The 18,014-nt window shown below is 40.9% G+C and carries 15 protein-coding genes; 6 read left to right on the top strand and 9 right to left on the bottom strand.

Going from position 1 to position 18,014, the window contains the following annotated elements; all coding sequences use genetic code 11:
* Positions 1 to 15 precede the first annotated feature (15 nt).
* Together NOS7107_RS11445 and NOS7107_RS11450 are read left to right on the top strand one after the other, a co-directional pair.
* Positions 16 to 789 (top strand): Uma2 family endonuclease, encoded by a 774-nt coding sequence (locus tag NOS7107_RS11445; RefSeq protein WP_015113132.1) that lies wholly within the window; start codon positions 16 to 18, stop codon positions 787 to 789.
* 110 nt (positions 790 to 899) lie between these two features.
* The gene (locus NOS7107_RS11450) at positions 900 to 2,717 is read left to right on the top strand and encodes a DUF262 domain-containing protein (RefSeq protein ID WP_015113133.1); all 1,818 of its coding nucleotides are present in this window, start codon (positions 900 to 902) and stop codon (positions 2,715 to 2,717) included.
* A gap of 51 nt (positions 2,718 to 2,768) precedes the next feature.
* Here NOS7107_RS11450 and NOS7107_RS11455 read toward each other — a convergent pair whose 3' ends face one another.
* From NOS7107_RS11455 to acs, 4 genes are all read right to left on the bottom strand, one after another.
* Complete coding sequence (locus NOS7107_RS11455) at positions 2,769 to 4,337, bottom strand: DHA2 family efflux MFS transporter permease subunit (protein ID WP_015113134.1); 1,569 nt, start codon at positions 4,335 to 4,337, stop codon at positions 2,769 to 2,771.
* 188 nt (positions 4,338 to 4,525) lie between these two features.
* Positions 4,526 to 5,986, bottom strand: coding sequence for an HlyD family secretion protein (locus tag NOS7107_RS11460; protein ID WP_015113135.1), 1,461 nt, complete (start codon positions 5,984 to 5,986; stop codon positions 4,526 to 4,528).
* 141 nt (positions 5,987 to 6,127) lie between these two features.
* Positions 6,128 to 6,595: a MarR family winged helix-turn-helix transcriptional regulator gene (locus NOS7107_RS11465; protein WP_015113136.1), complete on the bottom strand. Its 468-nt coding sequence runs from the start codon at positions 6,593 to 6,595 to the stop codon at positions 6,128 to 6,130.
* Positions 6,596 to 6,999: 404 nt separating this feature from the next.
* On the bottom strand, positions 7,000 to 8,973 hold the full coding sequence (gene acs, locus NOS7107_RS11470) for an acetate--CoA ligase (protein WP_015113137.1): 1,974 nt from the start codon (positions 8,971 to 8,973) through the stop codon (positions 7,000 to 7,002).
* A 275-nt stretch (positions 8,974 to 9,248) separates the two neighbouring features.
* Here acs and NOS7107_RS11475 point away from each other — a divergent pair, with 275 nt between their 5' ends.
* The 3 genes from NOS7107_RS11475 (at position 9,249) to NOS7107_RS11485 (ending at position 11,340) form a co-directional block, all read left to right on the top strand.
* Positions 9,249 to 9,941, top strand: coding sequence for a hypothetical protein (locus NOS7107_RS11475; protein WP_015113138.1), 693 nt, complete (start codon positions 9,249 to 9,251; stop codon positions 9,939 to 9,941).
* 44 nt (positions 9,942 to 9,985) lie between these two features.
* The gene (locus NOS7107_RS11480; RefSeq protein ID WP_015113139.1) at positions 9,986 to 10,411 is read left to right on the top strand and encodes a hypothetical protein; all 426 of its coding nucleotides are present in this window, start codon (positions 9,986 to 9,988) and stop codon (positions 10,409 to 10,411) included.
* A 209-nt stretch (positions 10,412 to 10,620) separates the two neighbouring features.
* On the top strand, positions 10,621 to 11,340 hold the full coding sequence (locus NOS7107_RS11485; protein WP_015113140.1) for a TerC family protein: 720 nt from the start codon (positions 10,621 to 10,623) through the stop codon (positions 11,338 to 11,340).
* Positions 11,341 to 11,457: 117 nt separating this feature from the next.
* Here the strand turns inward: NOS7107_RS11485 and ndk are convergent, their stop codons facing one another.
* Entirely contained in the window at positions 11,458 to 11,907 is a 450-nt protein-coding gene (gene ndk, locus NOS7107_RS11490; RefSeq protein ID WP_015113141.1) for a nucleoside-diphosphate kinase, read from the bottom strand.
* Between the two features lie 206 nt (positions 11,908 to 12,113).
* On the opposite strand from ndk, the gene speA reads away from it, so the two are divergent.
* Positions 12,114 to 14,132, top strand: a complete 2,019-nt coding sequence (speA, locus tag NOS7107_RS11495) for a biosynthetic arginine decarboxylase (protein WP_015113142.1) — start codon at positions 12,114 to 12,116, stop codon at positions 14,130 to 14,132.
* Positions 14,133 to 14,209: 77 nt separating this feature from the next.
* Here speA and NOS7107_RS11500 read toward each other — a convergent pair whose 3' ends face one another.
* The 4 genes from NOS7107_RS11500 to NOS7107_RS11515 form a co-directional block, all read right to left on the bottom strand.
* A complete protein-coding gene (locus NOS7107_RS11500; protein ID WP_015113143.1) occupies positions 14,210 to 15,376 on the bottom strand; it encodes a sugar phosphate nucleotidyltransferase in 1,167 nt (388 codons plus the stop codon).
* A 5-nt stretch (positions 15,377 to 15,381) separates the two neighbouring features.
* Positions 15,382 to 15,684 (bottom strand): hypothetical protein, encoded by a 303-nt coding sequence (locus tag NOS7107_RS11505; RefSeq protein WP_015113144.1) that lies wholly within the window; start codon positions 15,682 to 15,684, stop codon positions 15,382 to 15,384.
* Between the two features lie 183 nt (positions 15,685 to 15,867).
* The gene (locus tag NOS7107_RS11510) at positions 15,868 to 16,692 is read right to left on the bottom strand and encodes a segregation/condensation protein A (RefSeq protein WP_015113145.1); all 825 of its coding nucleotides are present in this window, start codon (positions 16,690 to 16,692) and stop codon (positions 15,868 to 15,870) included.
* A 179-nt stretch (positions 16,693 to 16,871) separates the two neighbouring features.
* Complete coding sequence (locus NOS7107_RS11515; protein WP_015113146.1) at positions 16,872 to 17,969, bottom strand: AI-2E family transporter; 1,098 nt, start codon at positions 17,967 to 17,969, stop codon at positions 16,872 to 16,874.
* Between the last annotated feature and the right edge of the window lie 45 nt (positions 17,970 to 18,014).

Genomic DNA, 18,014 nt, shown 5'->3' on the forward strand with positions numbered 1-18,014 from the left:
ACCTGGTTACAGCCTATGACTTCCCTATCGGCGTTAACTTTACCTGATCACACCCAGTTACCAGAGTCAGACGGAACGTTTGTGAAAAACTGGCAAGAACACCCCCAAAGTTTATTACTCACTGATTCGATAAGTCCAGTGATCGAAGCATTGCATCCCAATGGTCAATATTGCATCGGTCAAGATTTAGGTATCTACTGGCGACTAACTGACCCCCCAGAAAAAGGCGCAACAGCACCAGATTGGTTTTATGTTCCTAATGTACCAGCAACTCTCAATGGTCAAACGCGGCGTTCTTATGTGCTATGGAAGGAGTATGTTGCACCGTTAATTGTGATTGAATTTGTTTCCGATGACGGTACAGAAGAACGAGATAAAACCCCACCATCGCAGGGTGAAAAAGTAGGCAAATTTTGGATTTACGAACAAGCAATTCGTGTACCTTACTATGCTATTTACGAAGTCACAAAAGCTCAGGTAGAAGTTTATCACTTAGTTGATAATACCTATCAACTCATACAGCCAAATGAACGGGGACATTACCCAATTACACCAATGGGCGTGGAGTTGGGAATTTGGCAAGGATTTTACCCAAATGCTGAATTACCTTGGTTGCGGTGGTGGGATCTACAAGGAAATTTATTGCTAACTGGTGATGAACGAACAAAAGTGGAACGCCAAAGAGCAGACCTTGAGCGAGAAAAACGTGAGAGAATTGTTGACAAGTTACGTAATCTTTCTCCTGAACAACTCAACGCTTTAGGAATTGACCTAGGAATGTTAGATTAATAAAAACATTTATACAAATAGTTCCTAATTAAAAAATTTAATTTGTTAGCTCTGTTTATGTTTTGGGTATTCTTAACTTGTAAAGAGTATCCAAAAAAAACAGGGTTAACATGGCCACCGCACCAAGAATTGAGTCTAGTAATCTTAGTATAGCTGATTTATTCAGAGAATTTTATGTTGTACCTGACTTTCAACGAGAATATGTTTGGGAAAAAATGAATGTAGAAAAATTACTTCAAGATATTTTTTATGAATTATATGATGATAGTGAAAATCTAGAAGATGCAGAGTATTTTTTAGGTTCTATAGTTGTATTTAGAGACGAAACTGGAACATCTCAGTTAATTGATGGACAACAAAGACTAACAACAATTTATTTAACTTTTTGTGTTGTTCGAGATTATCTTCTTGAATTTGCCAAAACATCGAAAGTATTAGAAGGGTTAATTGCTGGAGTTGCACAAAATCTTAAAACTGGAGAAGACATTAACAAGTATAGATTGACTCTTCAATATGGAGATGGGGCTGAAGCTTTAAAGATGATTGCATCTAAAGAGATACTTGTAGACAATATAGATATTAAAAGTTCAGCTTCTGCTAGGCGTTTAATCGAAGCATATCAAACAATCCGATATTTTATTTCAGAAAATTTTGTAGAAAATTGTGAGCGAATATTACAATTCTCTTCAATATTTAGTAATAAAGTTAAGTTAATTAAAATTGAAACTCCTAACCTTAAAAATGCACTTAAAGTTTTTGAAACAATTAATGCTCGTGGTGTAGGATTAAGTTCAATAGATTTACTAAAAAATTATTTATTTATTAATATATCTAACCAATCTAATTTAACGCCAAAAGTTTATTGGGAGAAATTAAAAAAACAATGGGATAAGTTAACAAAAATATTGCATACATGTGAAGAATATCCAATGCAATTTTTGAGATACTATATTATGTCGCATTATGACATAAATTTACAAAATAATTTTCCAGAAGAAGCCGTATATGAATGGTTTGTTGAAAACGGTGATAAACATAAAATAGATGAAAATCCGTTTGATTTTGTTGAACGTCTAGTATACACAAGTGAAGATTATGCCCATTTTGCTAAATGCGAAAATACAGATGGTTCTGTTAACCCTTATTTAAAAAATATCAAAATACTCCAAGGTAGGTATAGTCAGCATTTTGTATTGTTACTTGCAGGGAAAAAGCTTAATAAAGATTTATTCACTGAACTTTGCCATCAAATCGAAAATTTACTATTTGTATATACTATTACTCGTTATACTCGAAAAGATGTGAATATGATTCGTAATTTTTCACAGTGGAGTAAAGAATTAAGACAGATTAAAAGTCATGAAGAATTTAAATATTTTATTGATAAAAAGTTTAAACCTGAACTAGCTTCTCTCTCCCAAGATTTTGATCTAGCGTTCCGTGAATTAACAGAATCTAAAATTGCTAAATTTAGGATGCGCTATATACTCGCAAAATTAACTCAATTTGTTGATGAACAGGCTTACGGTAACTTTAATACTTTAGATTGGTATTTAAGTAAATCAGTAACAATAGAACATATTTTACCGAAATCTTCTAAGGACAATATCAAACAAGAGTTTGATAAACCAATAGAATATGACTCCTATCTTAAAAGATTAGGTAATTTAACTCTTTTAGAGAAAACTATTAATAGCTCAATTTCAGACAATACGTATGAATTGAAAAGAAAAGGATACCGTGAGTCTCAACTTTTATTAACACGTTCGCTTGTTGAAAAGCCTAATGTCGGAACAAATACTCAATTAAACCGTGCTGTAAAGTCTCTCAATCTTTACAACTTTGAAAATTGGGATTCAACAGCTATAGAAAAACGGCAAGAAATTCTCACTAATTTAGCCAGAAGAGTTTGGGGTTTGGATTCTTAGTTTAAACTTTTATAGTCTAGTTACAAATACTTAGTTAACTATTGTATAACTCTAATGGGCAACTGCACCGCCAGTTGCTTTCACTTTTTTAATGAACAAAATAGCAATACCGCTGACTAATAAAGCTAGACCAATAAAATAAAAACAATCATTAAAAGCCATCACAAATGCTTCGCGGCGGACGATATTAGAAATAGATGCGATCGCCTGATTTTGGGCAGTACTCAAATCTGCGCCGCGACTGATAAAATATTGTGTCATCTGGTCAATTCTTTGCTGCGTTTCTGGGTTATATAAAGATACAGCATCTCCCAATCTATTAGAGTGAAATTGCTCTCTATTGGTTAATAAAGTTGCTAATATCGCAATTCCTAAAGAACCACCCATATTTCGCATCATATTAAATAAACCACTAGCTGAACCTGCATCTTTAGGATTCAACCCCGCAGTTGCAATTGATGTTAGGGGAACCATAATTAATGGTTGTCCCATCGCGCGAACTAGTTGTGACCACCGCAATTGATCTAACCCAGTTTGATTAGTCAATCCCGCATTCATAAATGCACTAATCGCAAATAAAGTCACTCCTAAAGCCACCATCAACCGCACATCAATGCGTTGCATGACTTTGGGAATAAAAGGAATAATAAATAATTGCGGAATCCCCGCCCAAATTAACACTTCGCCAATTTGCAGCGCATTATACTTTTGAATTTGGGCAAGATACAAAGGCAAAATATAAATCGAGCCATATAATCCTATCCCCAAGGAGACATTCACAATACTGGCTAAAGCAAAGTTGCGATAACGTAAAAGACGCAAATTAATAAATGGTTGCTTACGAGTTAATTCAATAAAAAAGAATAGAGCTAGAAAAATTGCAGCAATAATACTCAACCGGACAATCAATGGTGAACCAAACCAATCTTTGCGGCTCCCTTCTTCTAACACAACTTGTAGGGAACCTAAGCCAATAGCCATCGAAATAATTCCCCACCAGTCCCCCTGTTTTAATAACTGTATTTGAGGTTGGACTTGCTTAATTCCATACCACACCCCAGCCAGCATTAATGCCCCAGGAAATATATTAATATAAAAGCTATATTCCCAACTATAATTTTCGGTTAACCACCCGCCTAATGTCGGCCCAATTGATGGTGCAAAAACTGCTGTAATCGCAAATGCAGCTAATCCTATTGATTGCTTTGCTGGTGGTAAAGTCGTTAAAACAACAGTTAGAGAAGAAGGAATTAAAACTCCGCCTGTAAAGCCTTGCAAAGCCCGGAAAAAAATCATGGAATTCAAATCCCAAGCCCAAGCGCAGCAAATAGAGAAGAAGATAAATAATACTGTATTAACTAGTAAATAAAGCCTGAGCGAAAAAACCCGTGATAACCATCCACTTAAGGGAATAACGACAATTTCTGCCACTAAATAAGCAGTAGAAATCCAAGAACCTTCTTCTAAAGTTGCGCCTAAAGATGCTTGAATTTCTTGTAATGAAGCATTAGTAATTTGGATATCTAAAACTGCCATAAAGGCACCAAGCATACTGGCTAACACTCCAATCCAAGTTCTTAGAGGTATGCGTTCTGGCGCTATAGCAGAAATATTAGCCATAGTATTGCTCCAGTTTGAGGGGCGAAAATTGGGAGAATATTAAGAATTTATCATTAATAGTAGGTTACAAGTTACAGAAGAAGGATATCGGTAGATATGCTCTTCAATCTCTTTGCGCCTCCGCGTGACGGACATTTTGCTCAAGTCGGCACGTGCCTATTGACAATAGTCAAGAATTATTTCAGACTTCATTTCACTTCAACAGTAACTTCCGCAGACATCCCTGGTGTAATCCGTGAGTTGTAACCTTGCATACTCTTTTGGTCTAAAACTATTTTGACGGGGATGCGTTGTACAACTTTGGTAAAGTTACCTGTAGCATTATCTGGTGGTAACAAGGCAAATTGAGCGCCGGAAGCTGGCGAAACACTGTCAACTCGTCCGTTAAAGGTGTGATGGGGAAAAGCATCCAGTTTCACTTCTACTGGTTGTCCCGCTTTCATTCTTTCTAATTGAGTTTCTTTAAAGTTGGCTACTACCCAATTTTCGTTATCAACGATCGCCATTAATGGTGATCCAGATTGAATTCTATTCCCAACTTCCACGGTTTTTTTACCAATTCGTCCGCCACTAGGAGCCGTAATGTTGGTGTAGGATAACTGCAATTGGGCATCTTTTAATGATGCTTCTGCTTGAGCGATCGCTGCTTGAGCCGCTGCGTATTGACCACGTTTGACGCTGGTATCTTGAGTCCCAGCAGTCGCTTGTTGCAATCCACCTCTAGAAGCTGCAAGTTTGGCTTGGGCGCTGGTGACACCTTCTTGGGCTTGTGCTAGTTGAGATTGAGCTTTGGCTACCCCAACTCTGGCGGAGGCTAACCTAGCTTGCGCTTGTTGGACTCCTTGCAAAGCAGCATTTTTCTGCGCTAAAGCCACGTCATAGGCTGCTTTAGCTGCATCCAACTGTTGACGCGCGATCGCCCCTTCTTTATATAAGCTGTTGTAACGGTTGTAATCTGTTTCTGCTTTTTGCAAGTTAGCGTTGGTTTGGGCTACTTGGGCTTGGGCGGCAGGAATTCCGGCTTGGGCTAATTCTACATCGGCTTGGGCGGCGGGAATCCCGGCTTGGGCTTCTTGTACGGCGGCTTGGGCGGTGGAAATTGCCGCTATGGCATTACTGACATCACCTTGCGCCTGGGTTGTCTTCCCACTGGTAGTTTCAGAACTTAAGGCAATGTTGGCGGCGGCGGCTTGGGCTTGGCTACGGGCATTTTCTAAAGCTGCGGCGGCCTGCTGCACTTTACTTTGATAGTCGCGGGGGTCGAGTTTAACTAATAACTGTCCCGGTTGCACTTCTTGGTTATCGTTAACTAAAACTTGGGCAACTGTTCCTGGTATTTTGCTACTAACTTGGTGAACGTGTCCAGTAACGGTGGCGTTGTCTGTTTCTTCGTGGGTGGAAGCAAACTGCCAATAGTTATAACCAAATGTACCTGCGGCGATCGCACCTACACCCAAACCAGCCAAAATGAAAGGCAATCGCTTTTTACTACGCGGTTTGTCTTTTTTCTCTACCTCTGGCTGTACATCAGTTTCCGGTGCTTCCGGTGTGGCGATTGCTGTCTCCAAAGTTTCAGTATCCGTAATCATTTCTGTTTCGACAACAGCCGTTTTCTCTTTGTTGCGTCCGTTGAAAGTAGTTGTCGTCATAGTTCCCCTCTTCCTTGCTGAATCATTAGAATACGTACTATTTAATTACAAGTTGCTCTTAGTCTTTTATTTAGTATGCTAAATATTTTTTCAAATAAATTTATACACGGCTTCACCCGAATGGGCGATTGTCATCCTGCCTTAAGATAGGTTAGCAATTGCTTTATTTAGCAGTTGAGAAAAGAATTCCCGGTCATCGGGGGAAATACCTCGCATGGCATCTTCACGCAATTCTGCGGCTAGTGGAGGTAATATTTTTTCTAAGTCTTTACCAGCATCAGTTAACCAAATACGCCAAATGCGGCGATCATGCACATCTCTTTCTCGACGGACTAAGCCGCGTTCTTCCATCCGATCTAGTACGCCTGTTAACGTTCCACCCACTTGTTGCAACTTCTCGCCAATACTGGATGTGGGTAAACCATCTTCTTGCCACAAACAGCACAATACCAACCAATGAAACGGCGTTAGTCCAAAAGGTTCTAGTTTGTCAGTAAACTTGCGGGTCAGCAGTTGTGAAAGCAGCTTGATTCGATAACCTAAATTGTAAGGTGCTAAAACTTGCTGCCAAGAATCTAATGCAGTAGAATTATCAGGTTGAACAACCATTATGAAGATTGCTTAGCGTGCGTAATATTAAGTATAACTATAATTATTCATCTTGGCAATAGAGCGATCGCATTCAGCAATAAATTGCTAGAGTAGGTGCGATCGCCCACAGACCATCAAAAACCACATAATAATTAACCCCCGTCTCGCTAGGGCTGTTTCGTTCCCTAAAAGAGCTTAATTTACAAGTGTATCAACAAAAAAATAAGGTAGTTCAAAAATTTTATCTGTCTATGAGAAGAGCGATCGCACTTAAATTTCCTGCTAAAAACAGTAATTTTTCGATTGCCAACTCACTAGAATTTCTGGCTGATACTCTTGACAAAATCCTCATCTGAGCGAACGAAACAGCCCTGCCTAAAAAAGGGGGATCTTTCAAAGATTGGTTCACCAAACCGAATTATTTACATACCTTCGCGCAATTTATCTAATACGCCACGGTCTTCTAAGGTTGAGGTATCACCAGAAACTTCTTGTCCGGCTGCGAGGTTACGTAGCAATCGCCGCATAATCTTGCCCGATCGCGTTTTGGGCAAAGCATCGGTAAAGCGGATTTCTCCGGGACGTGCGATCGCACCAATTTCCTGCACAACGTGTTTTTTCAGTTCTTTACTCAACTCCTCGCTGGCTTGATGACTACCTTCTAAGGTGACAAAAGCTACGACATCCTCACCTTTGAGGTCATCTGGTTTACCCACTACTGCCGCTTCTGCAACCGCTGGGTGAGAAACTAAAGCTGATTCAATTTCCATTGTGCCGAGGCGATGTCCAGAGACATTCAACACATCGTCAACACGTCCCATCACCCAGAAATAACCATCTTCATCGCGCCTTGCGCCATCGCCAGCAAAGTATGTATACTTGCCATCTTGCGGCGGAATGTGTTCCCAATAAGTCCGGCGGAAGCGTTCAGGATCGCCGTACACAGTCCGCATCATACCCGGCCAAGGATGGCGCACTGCTAAATAGCCGCCTTCGTTGTTGGGTACTGTATTACCATCCAAATCAACAACATCAGCTAAAATTCCGGGGAAAGGCAGAGTTGCGGAACCCGGTTTCGTAGGAATTGCACCCGGTAGGGGTGTAATCATAATTCCGCCTGTTTCAGTTTGCCACCAAGTATCCACAATCGGACAGAGATCGCCACCAATCACCCGGTGATACCACATCCAAGCTTCGGGGTTAATTGGTTCACCCACGGTTCCCAACAAGCGCAATGAAGACAAGTTACGGGCTTTGGGCAGATGTTCGCCCATTTTAATAAATGCTCGAATTGCTGTTGGTGCTGTGTAGAAAATATTTACACCGTGTTTTTCAATAATGTCCCAAGTACAGCCAGGATTGGAAGCACGGGGCGCACCTTCATACATCAGTGTGGTTGCACCGTTAGATAATGGCCCGTAAACAATGTAACTATGCCCGGTAATCCAACCCACATCAGCAGTACACCAATAAACATCAGTGTCTTGCAAGTCAAAAATCCACTTGGTGGTGATATGGGTGTACAAGTTATAACCAGCAGTGGTATGCACAACACCCTTGGGTTTGCCTGTACTCCCCGAAGTATAAAGTACAAACAGCATATCTTCGCTGTCCATCGGTTCTGCCGGACAATCAGCCGATACACCTTTTTGTAAATCGTGCCACCAATGATCACGTCTGCCCAACTGCATATAAACATCTTGTCCGGTGCGCTTGACAACCAAGACGTTTTCTACAGAAGGAACAGCGCCATCAGCCAAAGCTTTATCGACTTGTTCTTTGAGAGGAACGATCGCATCTTTGCGCCAACCACCATCAGCCGTAACAACTAATTTAGCTTGGGCATCAATTAAGCGATCGCGCAATGCTTCCGCGCTGAAGCCACCAAATACCACACTATGGGGCGCACCAATTCTAGCACAGGCTAACATGGCGATCGCCGCTTCCGGGATCATCGGCATATAAATTCCCACGCGATCGCCTTTTTGGACACCCAACTGCTTTAATACATTGGCAAACTGGCAAACTTCCCGATGCAGTTGGGCATAAGTTAAAGTCCGGGAATCCCCAGGTTCACCTTCCCAAATCAACGCCGCTTTATTCTTACGCCAAGTGGTGAGATGTCTATCTAAACAGTTGTAAGAAATATTCATCTTCCCGCCGACAAACCACTTGGCAAACGGTGGTTGCCAATCTAAGACTGTATGCCATTTTTCAAACCAATGCAGTTCGGTTGCGGCTAAGTCTGCCCAAAATTTTTCCGGGTCAGCCTTGGCTTTGTCGTAAAGTCGTTGGTAATCTTCTAAGCTTTTAATCTGGGCATTCTGCGAAAATTCCGCAGCCGGATGGAATAAACGCTTCTCTTGTAAAATTGACTCTATGGTTGGTTGAGACATATCAATGAATGCACTTCTAACACTGAAATATATTGTTAGCGGAGTTGTGGCAGAAAGTGTTTAGAGTTTCGTTAAGTTCGTTAGTTTATATGGCGTTAGCACCAGAGGATTTTGCTAAAGTGAACTTAGTTACGGAGGCGATCGCTGATGTCTGAGCCTACATTGTGGACTTTGACTCATTCAGGGTATTGACCCGGAGAATATTTAATAGCATGATGAAGTTAAGGGCAGATTTTTAAATAAACTCAGTATTTTTGACCAAAGTAGGGCATCATTTGCAAGCTAAAGAGATCAAGGAGCAGTTACAATCACTGATTGAGCAGTCATCATCGATAGATCCAAATCTAGCGAAAAAATTAGATGAAATTAATCGTTGGGTCAAAGATATTAAATTAGGTTCCCTGACGGCTAAACCATTGGTGCTGGCGTTTCTTTTAGAGGTAATTACGGATTCTACTATTTGGCTATTAATTAAATCCTTACCTTCAGCAGCAGAACAACAAGCCAAGTTAGCCCAAATGACACCGAATGAACGGTATTGGTATGGTTATCTTTTTCCTAAGTGGATTAATGCAACTGACTCTAAATTTTATATTTGGAAGCAAAAATTGATGTCCGGTGAGTTTAATCAAGTTGATGATGATATTATTAAATCAATAGCTCAAGATATTGTCAGTCGAGAAGGTAGTTTTTGGCAGCGATATATTGCCGACCTCTCTATGGCAACAGATTTAATTGTTAGCAGTCGGAACAATCAACCGCTATGTATTCAAGTTACCAGCGTATCTGAAGAATTAAGTAATCAAAAGTATCATGACTGGAAAAACACACTTAACTTGTGGGAGATAGAAAGAGGCTTGTTTGTTAGTTACAATCCCAAAGATACTAATTTCATTAATCAGTTAGTCAACGTTGCTTTGTATAACAGTGATTACCTTGCTGAAGGCAAATATCTAAAATTTGCTTAGTTTTTTGATGTATTTCATCCATTTAACTGCTTATCACAGCTTTTATGCCTAACCAACGTGAAACTGCAAGCTACGAAGGACAATTAGATAAACTTGCCCAAGCATTAGCAACAGCACGGAAAATGCAACAAGATTGGCTAACTTATGGTTTAGATTTTGTGCATATATATGTTGAAGATGTTGATGGAGATTGGCTAGAAACTTGGGGACATGATGAGATTTTAGGTAATCATTTATTAGATGCAATTAAAGAATTTTTAGTCAGTAATGACATGTTAGCTGTCCAGGTAAGACAACAATTAAAGGAAAAATCGCTGTTTGATTTCGCAGTTAACTTAGCAGAATGTGAAAGAATTATTGCTGAGGATGACAGATTATCTGCCATCAGAAATTTGTTAGCTGATGATGATGTAGATAATGCAGAAGTTGAGAATTTAGCCAATCATCTTTTAGAAAAATTATTCCGGTAACTGTAGCAAAAGTCTAAAAAAGCCAGACAACTGCAAGAATTTGTGTATAATGAAATACATTTAAGCCGAATCGTCATCAGATTCTGTGGCGATCGCCGCAATTATGCAGCCTCTACAAGTTAAGCTGGATATAAAGTAGCGATTGATTGCGCTTTTTTATAGAAGAAACATTCTATATAGTTTTTATTTTTCTGCTAGAGAAACCCGGAATGCTAGACAGCATATTTGATTATCTCCATTTTCATGTCAGCGTAGAAGCCCCGATAGTTCTGCTAATCCTGGTGTTTTTAGAAGCAGTCTTATCCGCTGATAATGCGATCGCCCTCGCCGCGATCGCCCAAGGATTAGAAGACAAAGAACTCGAAGGTAAAGCCCTCAACTTTGGTTTAGTTATTGCTTACGTGTTGCGGATTTCCCTAATTTTGACTGCTACCTGGGTACAAAATTTTTGGCAATTTGAACTTTTAGGTGCAGCTTACCTGTTGTGGTTGGTATTTCAACACTTTACCTCAGAAGAAACATCAGACTCACACCATCACGGGCCGAGGTTTAAAACTGTTTTACAAGCCATACCTGTAATTGCCTTTACAGACTTAGCATTTTCATTAGATAGTGTGACAACAGCGATCGCAGTTTCCCAAGAAAGATGGTTAGTCCTAACTGGTGCAACTATCGGCATTATCACACTGCGATTCATGGCTGGGTTGTTTATTCGTTGGTTAGATGAATATGCCAATCTAGAAGACGCAGGTTATGTCACTGTAGCTTTTGTGGGTTTACGTTTGCTATTGAAAGTCATCAACGATGATTTAGTCCCACCAGAATGGTTAATGATTAGTGCGATCGCCATAATTTTAGCTTGGGGTTTTTCTAAAAAAACTGTTCCTTCATTACCCCAAGCCGAACCAGAAAAAACCGAAGTAAAGTAAAAAGTAAAAAGGCAAAAGTAAAATGAAATTTTTTACCCTTCGGGTTCGGCAGTGAGGGAGTCGGGAGACCCGCCCAGCGCACTGCCTCACCTTTTTACTTTTGCCTTTTAACTTATTCTATTCGTGCAACCAAGAGAATATATGTGGTTGCCAATTGACTAATTCTTCATCTTTAAACCACAGAGCAATTTCTGTTTGTGCAGTTTCGGGAGCATCAGAACCGTGAATGAGGTTGCGTCCGATGTTGATCCCAAAGTCACCACGAATGGTTCCTGGCTCTGCTGTTAAGGGATTAGTTGCGCCAATAATTTTTCTGGCAGAAGCAATTACACCATCCCCTTCCCAAACCATCGCTACAACTGGGCCTGAAGTGATAAAGTCTACTAGACTACCAAAAAAGGGTCTTGCCCGGTGAACACCATAATGTTGTTCAGCCAATTCTCGACTCACTTGGAGAAACTTCAACCCTACCAGAGTAAAACCCTTAGTTTCAAACCGACGGATAATTTCGCCAACTAGTTTACGTTGTACGCCATCAGGCTTAATAGCTAAAAATGTGCGTTCCAAAGCTGTCTCCCAAAACTTAATAAAATTTTCATCTTGTCAATTGTCAAAAGTCCATAGTCTAAAGTCAATACATTTTTGACCATTGACGAATAACTATTGAATAACGACCAATCAGAGTTTATCTCAGAAATCATCACTGGGTGCATATCCATTACCAGATGAATGAGTTAAATTGTTTATTCGTGGGTGAAACACAGAGGTCAGAAATGGGTGTTGAGTCAACTGCTACATCTGATGAGGTGGTACTACTACCGTCTAGTGGGCATAAATCTGAAGTGAAAAATCACAAACAAAAAAAGTTATTACCACCAAGCACTACCGCAAGCGATTTGCCTCGCGTCTGGAAAATAGAGGATAGCGAGGAACTATATCGTATTGAAGGATGGGGACAACCTTATTTTTCCATTAACGCAGCAGGTCATATTACTGTTTCCCCCAAAGGCGATCGCGGGGGTTCTCTTGACTTGTTTGAATTGGTCAACGCCTTAAAACAACGTAATTTAGGGCTACCCATGCTAATTCGCTTTTCTGACATTCTCGAAGATCGAATTGAGCGATTAAACGCTTGTTTTGCCAAAGCGATCGCCCGTTATAATTACCCTGGTGTTTATCGTGGTGTGTTTCCTGTCAAATGCAATCAGCAACGGCATTTGATTGAAGATTTAGTCCGGTTTGGCAAACCGCATCAATTTGGTTTAGAAGCAGGTTCCAAACCAGAATTAATGATTGCCCTGGCTTTATTGGATACCCCCGGAGCATTGTTAATTTGCAACGGCTACAAAGACCGAGAATACATTGAAACGGCAATGTTAGCCCAAAGACTAGGGCAAACCCCAATTATCGTTTTAGAGCAGATTGAAGAAGTCGATTTGGTAATTGCGGCTAATCGCCAGTTAGGCATTAAGCCAATTCTCGGAGTTCGCGCCAAACTCAGCACCCAAGGGATGGGACGCTGGGGAACTTCCAGCGGCGATCGCGCCAAATTTGGCTTGACAATGCCAGAAATTATCGAAGCCGTGGATAAACTGCGCGAAGCCGAATTAATGGACTCTTTGCAGCTATTACATTTCCATATCGGTTCACAAATTTCTGCCATCAATGTCATTAAAGATGCCATCCAAGAAGCCAGCCGAATTTATGTAGAGTTGGCGATGTTGGGAGCAGACATGAAATATCTCGATGTCGGTGGTGGCTTGGGTGTAGACTATGACGGTTCCCAAACCAACTTCTACGCCTCCAAAAATTACAACATGCAGAACTATGCTAACGATATCGTGGCAGAGTTAAAAGATACTTGTACAGAACGGCAAATTCCCGTACCTACACTGATCAGTGAAAGTGGACGAGCGATCGCCTCCCATCAATCAGTACTGATTTTTGATATTCTCAGTACCAGCGATGTCCCTCTCAACTGTCCAGAACCCCCACAAGAGGGAGAATCCCCAATAATTAATTATTTGTGGGAAACTTACCAATCAATTAACAAAGAAAATTACCAAGAGTTTTTCCACGACGCGACGCAATTTAAAGAAGAAGCCATCAGTCGCTTCAACTTAGGCATTTTGCGTTTGCGCGAACGGGCTAAAGCCGAGAGACTCTACTGGGCTTGTTGTCAAAAAATTCTCGAAATTACTAGACAGCAAGATTACGTACCCGACGAACTGGAAGACCTAGAAAAAATCATGGCTTCCATTTACTACGCCAATTTATCGGTGTTTCAATCAGCACCAGATTGTTGGGCGATCGACCAATTATTCCCCATTATGCCTATCCATCGTCTTGATGAAGAACCAACACGGCGGGGAATTTTGGCAGACCTCACCTGCGACAGTGATGGTAAAATAGACCGCTTTATTGACCTGCGTGATGTTAAATCAGTTTTAGAACTGCACACCTTCAAACCAGGAGAACCCTATTACTTGGGAATGTTCCTCAATGGTGCTTACCAAGAAATCATGGGGAACTTACACAACTTGTTTGGAGATACCAACGCCGTTCACATTCAACTCACGCCCAAAGGATACCAAATTCAACACGTCGTCAAAGGCGACACCATGAGTGAGGTAGTCAGCTACGTGCAGTATGACTCAGAAGATATGGTGGAACATATTCGCCAGCGATGCGAGAAAGCATTAGAAGAAAAACGCATTACCCTTGCAGAATCTCAACGACTCATGCAAACTTACGAACAAAGTCTCAGAAGATACACATACTTGAATAGCTAGGAAGTAAAAAGGCAAAAGTAAAAGGGCAAAAGATGAGATTTTTTACTTTTGCCTTTTACCTTTTGACTTTCATTTCCCTAAATAGCGTTTGTCCCCAGCAATTCTTCAATTGCTTGCCGTTCTAGAGGAGTATGCACTGGTGGCGCTTGACGAGCGTCAGTAATTAACCAGTCTAAAGAAGCAGCTTGGACATCAATAGATGCGCCCGTCTTATCTACGCAATAACGACCAAACACCAACTTATCAACTAGACGAACTCCCGGCCCCAAGCGTGACCATTCAAAAATTACGCTATTATCTACAGTTGCACCACTACATATCCAACAGTTCGGGCCAATCATTGCCGGGCCAACGATTTTCGCACCATCTTCAATTCTGGTCATACCGCCGATGTAAACTGGGCCTGTGATATCCACCTTGTCCCAATTTACAGCCACATTTAAGCCAGTGTAGATACCAGGGGCGACTTCATGACCAGGAATTTGCACATTTTTGATTTCACCCAGCAGTACCCCGCGAATTGCCCGCCAGTAGTCTGGTACTTTACCAATATCCACCCATTCAAAATCCATCGGAATAGCATGGAAGGGCGCACCAATTTCCACCAACTTCGGGAATAACTGGCTACCAATGTCATATTCCACACCAGAGGGGATATATTTGAATACCTCTGGCTCAAAAATGTAAATCCCTGTGTTGATATTGGTGCTGAGGGCTTCTTCTGTTGAAGGTTTTTCTTGGAAAGCTTTAACACGCCCATCCTCATCGGTAACGACAACACCATAACTAGAAACTTCTTCTAGGGGGACAGATTTAGAAATGATTGTCGCAATTGACCCTTTGGATTTATGCCACTTAACAGCTGCTGTTAAATCCAAATCAATTAAAGCATCACCGCACAACACAACAAAAGTATCATCAAAAAACGGCGAAAAATCTTGGATGCGTCGCATCCCTCCCGCCGAACCAATTGCTTCCCCTACCAATTTACCGTCATCAATTTTGCCTTCAAAAGAATAGGCAATTTGGACACCAAACCGCTGGCCGTCACGGAAATAGTTTTCAATCTCTTCAGCTAAATGGCTAACATTGACCATAATTTGGTCAAAACCATGTTGGCGCAAAAGTTCCAGTAAAAATTCCATCACTGGCTTTTGCAAGATGGGAATCATTGGTTTGGGAGTCGTGTAGGTAATTGGACGAACGCGAGTACCCTTACCCGCCGCGAGAATCATCGCTTTCATAAAATTTATTCCTCAACCACAAGCCAGTTTACTTTACTCAGTACTGAATTCTGAGTCACCGAAGTTTGCTCAACAGGGGAACCCCCCATACGCAACTTCTCGCTGAGTGCTGAGTCAGGTACAAAGTACTTTGTACTTTCGCGTTCAATAAAAGTTCCAGCCTGAGTAGGCGGAATCTTCCGATTTTGAGTTTGATACTCCACCTCTTGAGGATGGTCTTTTAACTCAGCATGGGCTAAACGCCCCGCTACCGCTAACAGCACTTTCAACTCAGCACTCTTTACTTTCAACGAGTGATACTTAATCATCAGTTTTGATTCTGCTCTAAGTAACTCCTAGAAACAGGGATAACAGTAATTCACTGGTTATTGCAACCATAGCGAGAGATAGACTACCAATGTAGGCGTATATTCTAAATTTGCTAAAAATTAAAAAAATAGCTTCGGTATGTCTGGGTAACTTACATAATATTTTTAGGATGAACTAGTGATTTAGTTTATTGGTTGCTCTACTGATTTTGAGATGTTAGCTGCATCTGTAATCAGTCGAATTTGAATCTCTTGGTAAAATTCCTCTTGAAATAGCTCAACTTTAGATTGAGCCGATAACAGCAGTAAAGCCCAAAAAATGCCAACTAGGTGACTGTGTTCTGATTTGTGGCTAGAACCATTTGCTTGCGGTTGCTTCGTTTGACACCACAATTGTACAAGCTGTTCGAGGGTAACATAATTTTGCTCTTGCATTAGTTCTTGAGCAGCAAAACGCAATACCTCTTCCAATTCCCCGGCTACTTCTGTCAGATTTTCTTGGTGAGCTAATTCTAGCGCCTGCCGCATGGTGCGGACACTAGGCTGACGCTTCACACGAATAGGTTTATCAACTTTCTGGACAAGTTTTAGCTGATTTGCCATCAGCTGCAATTGCTCAATTAGTTCTTGCAGGGTGACACGGCGTTTAGGTGGTGGCATAGCCGATGGACGACGGCGCAGTTGCAGTTCTAATGGCAAACGACGCTGATGTGAGAGGCCATTTTCCATCTCATTCAGGCCATCATCTTCAATTTCTTGAACATCTTGGGCTGTTGACCACTGCATTAAGGTATTCGCTTTGAATAGAACCAGCATTGATGCAGATAAAAAAGCCTGTCCAGATTGCGATAAATCTGATTCGTAGCCTTTTGTTGTTGCCTCCGGTGCCATAAATTCCAAATAACGATCAATCACCTCAATGACCTTGACATCCCAAGGGTCTATTTCTCCCCGTTCAGCTTGGTCAATTAGGAGTGTAATGTTTTCTAATAGCTCGGAAGCATCCATTCTGATTTCCGAATTATGGAAGTTGTCATTTGAGGTTGGTGAAACAAATCCCAGCAAAATAGTCTAGTTAATTTAATTATTTATGGACAAACTAATATATCATTAGGTTTTTATACTGCGGTTTCAGCAAGATAACTTAATAGTTAACGGTCATTTGTTATTTGTCCCTCTATCCCTACCTAATTTCTCTGGTCTTCTGGTGGTTCGTGAGGAATAGTGACGGTTGATACGAAATTACCTCCTTTGTTATTTTTGATGGCATCAAAGGTGCCTTTGATAGTACCAGCAATGGGAACAGCCACAAGTGTACCCAACAATCCGGCAATTTCAAATCCCATCAAAATAGATACAAAAATCCAAATCGGATTGAGGCCAATAAAGTCACCTAGTAATTTGGGGGCTAGGAGATTATCTTTAATTTGCTGCATAAAAATCGAGGCTAGAGCAACTTGTACTGCTAACCAGCCATTTTGCAGCATCACTAAAAGTGTAACTAAACTAATGCCGAGAGTTGCCCCAATAAAGGGAATCAGTTCTGATAAGCCGATGAGTGTGGCAAATAATAGGGCAAAGGGAATTTTCATGCCGATAAAAATCGGGGTGAGAGTCACTATCATAAATAAGCCGAGTAATAGTTGACTCAAGAAGAATCTTTGAAAATTTAGCTGTAGAGATACCGTTAGAGGTATGCCAATATGAGACGGCAAAAGATTAATTAAACCGTACCAGACGCGATCGCCATATAAAAGCATATAAAATGCCAGCACTACCACCAATACTAGATTTAATAATCCTGAGACTAAAATTCCTGCCACGCCTACTGCACTAGAAGCCAACTGTTGCACCAGGTTTTGAATACTGGCATTGATTTGATTACTCAGCACTCGTAAATCTAAAAAAGGCAAACGTCGCCGTTGGGCAAATTCCTCAAGCTGTTCTAGGTTTGCTTGACTAGCAGTTAACCAATCAGGAATTTTATTTAAAAGTTGAATTGTCTGGTCAATGACGATGGGAACTAGGGTAATACCCAAAATCACCACTAGAGTTAATGTCACCAGCAAAACTATGATTACTGCCTGTGTGCGCGTGATGCGGGCGCGTTCAAAAAACTTCACTGGGTAATTAAGTAAAAAAGCTAAAATCGCCGCAATACTCAAAATGGTGATGGGATGTTTGAAATAACTGAAAAGTACTGATAGCAGCCCAACATTGAGAGCGATAATCGGGCCACTCAAACCGTAGAATAACAGAGTTTGTAGAGAGGCTGAACGGCGCATTAGATTTAATGCTCTAGATATTTGTGGAATAAATTTGGGAAACTG

The sequence above is a fragment of the Nostoc sp. PCC 7107 genome (genome assembly GCF_000316625.1).
Classification (GTDB): Bacteria; Cyanobacteriota; Cyanobacteriia; order Cyanobacteriales; family Nostocaceae; genus Nostoc_B.